Origin of the sequence: Exiguobacterium sp. SRB7LM, assembly GCF_015712685.1 — a bacterium.
GTDB classification, from domain to species: domain Bacteria; phylum Bacillota; class Bacilli; order Exiguobacteriales; family Exiguobacteriaceae; genus Exiguobacterium; species Exiguobacterium profundum.
Genome location: NZ_VWVR01000002.1, coordinates 105,001 through 107,989, shown reverse-complemented (window position 1 = coordinate 107,989; position 2,989 = coordinate 105,001). Strand labels below are relative to the sequence as shown.

Below are 2,989 nucleotides of genomic sequence, written 5' to 3'. Positions count from 1 at the left end.
CAAAGAATTTGATATAGCTCTTAAATTGACGAAGCTTGCGCTTCATTCAAAAATTGTAAAACTTTTTTTGCCTCATCGTTCAGTTTTCAAAGACCAAAAAAATAAATGGTCGGGAAGACAGGATTCGAACCTGCGACCCCTTGGTCCCAAACCAAGTGCTCTACCAAGCTGAGCTACTTCCCGTTAAAATGGTGCACCCTGAGAGATTCGAACTCCCGGCCTTTAGATTCGTAGTCTAACGCTCTATCCAGCTGAGCTAAGGGTGCATATGGTGCGGTCGAGAGGACTTGAACCTCCACGGTGTTAACCACCACTAGGCCCTCAACCTAGCGCGTCTACCGATTCCGCCACGACCGCGTATTAAGATGGAGCGGAAGACGGGATTCGAACCCGCGACCCCGACCTTGGCAAGGTCGTATTCTACCACTGAACTACTTCCGCGTAAGTATTTAGAGATGCGGGTGAAGGGACTCGAACCCCCACGTCAAAGACACTAGATCCTAAGTCTAGCGCGTCTACCAATTCCGCCACACCCGCATGTGAAATTACGTATTGAATAAAAAATAATGAGAAATGGTGAGCCATGCAGGGCTCGAACCTGCGACCCTCTGATTAAAAGTCAGATGCTCTACCAACTGAGCTAATGGCTCATTAAATTTTAATGGGGCGGCTGAAGGGAATTGAACCCTCGAATGCCGGAATCACAATCCGGTGCGTTAACCACTTCGCCACAACCGCCATGAAAAAATGGTGCCGGCGAAAGGATTCGAACCCTCGACCCTCTGATTACAAGTCAGATGCTCTACCAACTGAGCTACACCGGCGTGTTATATGGTGGCTTTGGACGGAATCGAACCGCCGACACAAGGATTTTCAGTCCTTTGCTCTACCAACTGAGCTACAAAGCCATACGTATTAAATTAAAAATGGCGGTCTCGACGGGATTCGAACCCGCGATCTTCTGCGTGACAGGCAGACATGTTAACCCCTACACCACGAGACCGTTTTAAGTCATATCGACTTTACCTATTTTAAAGGTCATTCTATGTAAAGTCAATAACTTTTTTAAAAAAATAAAGCCTGGCAACGTCCTATCCTCACAGGGGGAGATCCCCCAACTACTTTCGGCGCTGAGACGCTTAACTTCCGTGTTCGGCATGGGAACGGGTGTGGCCGTCTCGCTATCGCCACCAGACTTTAGGGCTTGTTCCCTGAAAACTGAGGATTCATCAACACAAACCATTAGACTAGATCAAAGCCTCGACCGATTAGTATCATTCAGCTCCACGTGTCGCCACGCTTCCACCCATGACCTATCTACCTCATCGTCTCTGAGGGGTCTTTCTTGATTGCTCAAAGGGAAATCTCATCTCGGAGGGGGCTTCATGCTTAGATGCTTTCAGCACTTATCCCGTCCGCACGTAGCTACCCAGCGGTGCTCCTGGCGGAACAACTGGTACACCAGCGGTGCGTCCATCCCGGTCCTCTCGTACTAAGGACAGCTCTCCTCAAATTTCCTGCGCCCACGACGGATAGGGACCGAACTGTCTCACGACGTTCTGAACCCAGCTCGCGTACCGCTTTAATGGGCGAACAGCCCAACCCTTGGGACCTACTCCAGCCCCAGGATGCGATGAGCCGACATCGAGGTGCCAAACCTCCCCGTCGATGTGGACTCTTGGGGGAGATCAGCCTGTTATCCCCAGGGTAGCTTTTATCCGTTGAGCGATGGCCCTTCCATGCGGAACCACCGGATCACTAAGCCCGACTTTCGTCCCTGCTCGACTTGTAGGTCTCGCAGTCAAGCTCCCTTCTGCCTTTGCACTCTTCGAATGATTTCCAACCATTCTGAGGGAACCTTTGGGCGCCTCCGTTACTGTTTAGGAGGCGACCGCCCCAGTCAAACTACCCGCCTGACACGGTCCTCCAGCCGGATCACGGCTGCGAGTTAGAGACTCTATACGCAAAGGGTGGTATCCCAAGGGTGTCTCCACCGAAGCTGGCGCTCCGGCTTCACAAACTCCCACCTATCCTGTACATCGCGTACAAAGCCTCAATATCAGGCTGTAGTAAAGCTCCATGGGGTCTTTCCGTCCTGTCGCGGGTAACCTGCATCTTCACAGGTACTATGATTTCACCGGGTCTCTCGTTGAGACAGTGCCCAAATCGTTACGCCTTTCGTGCGGGTCGGAACTTACCCGACAAGGAATTTCGCTACCTTAGGACCGTTATAGTTACGGCCGCCGTTTACTGGGGCTTCGGTTCAGTGCTTCTCTTGCGATGACACATCCCCTTAACCTTCCAGCACCGGGCAGGCGTCAGCCCCTATACTTCATCTTGCGATTTAGCAGAGACCTGTGTTTTTGCTAAACAGTCGTTTGGGCCTATTCACTGCGGCTTATGTTGCCATAAGCGTCCCTTCTCCCGAAGTTACGGGACCATTTTGCCGAGTTCCTTAACGAGAGTTATCCCGCGCGTCTTAGAATTCTCATCTCGCCTACCTGTGTCGGTTTGCGGTACTGGCGCCGACCTCCTCACTAGAGGCTTTTCTTGGCAGCGTGAAATCCGGTGCTTCGCCCTACGGGCTCCACGTCACAGCTCAACCTTGTATGCCGGGCGGATTTGCCAACCCGACGGCCTCGCTGCTTGTCCGTGCACTTCCAGTCGCACGGTCACCTTATCCTTCTGCGTCCCCCCATCGTTCAAACGGTGGTACGGCGGTACAGGAATATCGACCTGTTGTCCATCGCCTACGCCTTTCGGCCTCGGCTTAGGTCCAGACTAACCCTGAGCGGACGAGCCTTCCTCAGGAAACCTTAGGCTTTCGACGGAGGGGATTCTCACCCCTCTTTTCGCTACTCACACCGGCATTCTCACTTCCAAGCGCTCCACGGCTCCTCACGATACCGCTTCACTGCTGCTTGGAACGCTCTCCTACCATCCCTTACGGGATCCATAGCTTCGGTGGTATGTTTAGCCCCGTTACATT

The 2,989-nt window shown here is 52.5% G+C and carries 10 tRNA genes and 2 rRNA genes (1 of these 12 cut by a window edge); all 12 read right to left on the bottom strand.

Annotation, left to right across the window (positions count from 1 at the left end):
• Positions 1-106: 106 nt before the first annotated feature.
• Positions 107-183: transfer RNA gene (locus F3H97_RS00655), tRNA-Pro, on the bottom strand.
• Between the two features lie 6 nt (positions 184-189).
• Positions 190-266: transfer RNA gene (locus F3H97_RS00650), tRNA-Arg, on the bottom strand.
• A 3-nt stretch (positions 267-269) separates the two neighbouring features.
• Positions 270-357, bottom strand: a tRNA-Leu gene (locus F3H97_RS00645).
• A 9-nt stretch (positions 358-366) separates the two neighbouring features.
• Positions 367-441: transfer RNA gene (locus F3H97_RS00640), tRNA-Gly, on the bottom strand.
• Between the two features lie 15 nt (positions 442-456).
• A tRNA-Leu gene (locus F3H97_RS00635) sits at positions 457-537 on the bottom strand.
• A 37-nt stretch (positions 538-574) separates the two neighbouring features.
• Positions 575-650, bottom strand: a tRNA-Lys gene (locus F3H97_RS00630).
• Positions 651-662: 12 nt separating this feature from the next.
• Positions 663-738 (bottom strand) — tRNA-His (locus tag F3H97_RS00625).
• Between the two features lie 10 nt (positions 739-748).
• Positions 749-824: transfer RNA gene (locus F3H97_RS00620), tRNA-Thr, on the bottom strand.
• An 8-nt stretch (positions 825-832) separates the two neighbouring features.
• Positions 833-908, bottom strand: a tRNA-Phe gene (locus F3H97_RS00615).
• Between the two features lie 19 nt (positions 909-927).
• Positions 928-1,003, bottom strand: a tRNA-Asp gene (locus F3H97_RS00610).
• A 75-nt stretch (positions 1,004-1,078) separates the two neighbouring features.
• A 5S ribosomal RNA gene (gene rrf / locus F3H97_RS00605) occupies positions 1,079-1,195 on the bottom strand.
• A 53-nt stretch (positions 1,196-1,248) separates the two neighbouring features.
• Positions 1,249-2,989, bottom strand: a 23S ribosomal RNA gene (locus F3H97_RS00600); it runs 1,172 nt beyond the window's last position.